Source organism: Thermoflexus sp. (genome assembly GCF_034432235.1).
Classification (GTDB): Bacteria; Chloroflexota; Anaerolineae; order Thermoflexales; family Thermoflexaceae; genus Thermoflexus.
On the sequence record NZ_DAOUCJ010000076.1, the window covers coordinates 1 to 2,243 of the forward strand.

General features: G+C 65.0%; 1 protein-coding gene. It reads left to right on the plus strand.

From position 1 onward, the window contains the following. Positions 1–1,949, plus strand: a 1,949-nt coding sequence (locus tag VAE54_RS09395; RefSeq protein ID WP_322801703.1) for an InlB B-repeat-containing protein, incomplete at its 5' end; no start/stop codon positions are given. Between the last annotated feature and the right edge of the window lie 294 nt (positions 1,950–2,243).

Consider the following 2,243-nt stretch of genomic DNA (forward strand, 5'->3'; position numbering starts at 1 on the left):
CTGGGGCGCATCGTCTGGATGTTGTGATTGAGGATGAGGATCTGGCCAAGGCCTTTTTCATTTATGACACGCTGACGCGGCGGGGCTGGGAGGAGCTGATGCGGCGGGTGGGGTGGGCTCCGGACCGGGCGGTGAACATCTACTGGCCTCTCGAGTGCCTCGGCCTTGCCGACACCCTGATGGGTCAACGACTGGGAATCGAAAAATCCAAAGTGCATTCCTGCTATACCCGCATCCAGGATTCCATCCCAACACGACTCCTCTACCTCATCTACCCCTACCGCTTCGCTCCCGGGCCTACGATCTTCCTGAAAAAGGAGGAGACCACGATCCACACGATCCTCCACGAGCTGGGTCACTTCGTGATGGACTCTTTCACAGATTACGCCCGCCCAAGGGCAACTGGCTCCCTGCCCTCTAACCTCCTGAGCCTGGTCGTGGAGCCCTCTTACACCACTCTGGCCTGCCCCGGCTTCAACCACAATCCCAAGGGACACACCTCCCCCTCCTGCGCCTGGAGCGAAGGGTGGGCCTCCTTCCTGGCCGCTGCCCTTCTGGAGGATCCGGATTTCCCTTTCGTGAGCGATGGTAATCTGGAGCATCCGGAGAGATCTTCGGATTTCTCCCATCCCGATCCGGCCCATCCCACGAATGCGGATAGCGAGTGGGCGGTGGCTGCCGCCCTCTGGGATCTCTACGATGACCTCCCGGAGCCCTGGGATCGCCTCGCCGACGGCCTCGACGGCTCAGCCCGCAACGGCATATGGACCCTCGCCACCCAGGCCACCCCTTCGTTCTTCCTCAACCTGCGGATCGTCCTTAGGGAGTCCCCTGAGTTCCTCATCCCCCTCCCCACCCTGGAAGGGGACCGGGATGGTGTAGAGGCCTTCTGGGCGGCCTGGAAGGCCCAGCGGCCGGAGACCGTGTGTGAGGCGGGGCGGATCCTCACCGCCCACTTCATCCCCCACGGACCCTACCCGCTGACCGTCCACGCCGCCCCTCCCACCGGCGGAACGGTCTCCGTGGAGGCCGACCGGAAATGCGAGGATGGGACATATCCGGAAGGCGAAACGGTGCGCCTGCGGGCCCAACCGAATCCAGGCTGGACCTTTGCCGGCTGGATCGGAGCGGAAGCCACAGATCCTGACGGCGCCGCCGTGGTCTCCATGACCCAACCCCGGGTCATCACCGCCACCTTCCAGCCCCTCCCCACGCCCACCCCTTCTCCCACACCCTCGCCATCCCCCACGCCCCCTCCCGCCGGCCTTGTGCGGGTGACCGAACTGCGCTTCACCCACGACGCCTCTTACTCCATGCCCCCTCCTCAAGTTTCCGGAGGCGGTTTCTCCCTGGTCGAGGTCAACCCCCACTATTTCGAGCTGGGATCCTGCGCCCTCGGCCGCACCTGCGTGCTCTATCGGTATCAGCGGGCCGATCCCATCTCCTCCACCCCCACCGTGGATCTCTACCTCCGCTGGTCCTGGAACCCGGCCACCATCTCCGACCTGGGCGCTCAGGAGCCGTGGGTGAAGATCATGGCCTTTGGAGGACAATGGGACCCAACTCTGGGCCGCTTCGACATTGATCCCGCTTTCCAGGGGGTGATCTCCGGAACGGTGACCGCCTGGGGTTGGGGCGCCACCACCCGCGTGGATGATCGATACCGGCGGATCATCCTCGAGCTCAACCAGGGAATCGGCCAGGGAGTGGAGCGCTGCGCCGAGTGGGGCGGGCTCGCCGATCAGGCCATTCCGGTGATTTGCCCGGTCTACGGAACCGTGATCGAAGGCACCTACGCGGGGGCCTTCTCATGGGGACAATCCGTCACCGTTTGGGGGAAGGTGCGGGTGGGAACCGATAACCCGGCCCCCGTCGAGGCCGCGGCTTCCATCCGCATCGCCTACCACTCCTCCTCTCCACCCATCCCGCCTCCCACACCGACTCCATGAGGGGGGAGCCCTGTGCCGCCGCCAGACGGATTCCTGCCGGCCAGGCGCTGTGGACCCGACCGCGGATTGGCGTCCATCCATTCGTGATCCCCATCCACGGGCTGCCCTGGCTCCAGAAGACGGGGATCCCCCACCGGTTGAAAGGCCCAGCCGGGCCCTGGCTTGCCGTCCGTATGTTTTAAAGATAAACTCCAGGCGACAGAACAAGGGGAGGGCGCGGACGGCCGCGTCCTCCCCCTCTTCCCTTCGAGGCGCCAGGATGGGAACCGGATGGAATCCAGACCTTTCCGCGTA